General features: G+C 69.9%; 1 pseudogene. It reads left to right on the top strand.

What is annotated here, in order from left to right:
• Positions 1–259, top strand: a pseudogene (locus R0J88_RS21270) (hypothetical protein); the annotation flags it as partial.

The following is a 259-nucleotide window of genomic DNA, read 5'->3' as shown; positions in this document are numbered from 1 at the left end:
GGCACCGCAGGGGCCGGTGGTGCTGCGCGTCACCGGGGATGTCACCCATGCCAGCGCCGGAGGCGAGGCGCATTTCGATCGCGCCATGCGCATGGCGCTGACGCAACGGGAAACCGTGACCACCACCCCCTGGCATGACGGCGAAGTGAGCTTCAGCGGTCCGCTCGGTTCGGCGCTGATGGAGGCGGTGGGCGTCGAGGATGGCACCATGCGTATCGTGGCGCTCAACGACTACGCCGCCACCGCGCCGGTGCAGGAC

Origin of the sequence: Pseudoalteromonas sp. SIMBA_162, assembly GCF_046535955.1 — a bacterium.
Taxonomy (GTDB): Bacteria; Pseudomonadota; Gammaproteobacteria; order Enterobacterales; family Alteromonadaceae; genus Pseudoalteromonas; species Pseudoalteromonas marina.
Note: the sequence above shows the minus strand (reverse complement) of the source record. Positions and strands in the feature narration are given on the sequence as shown.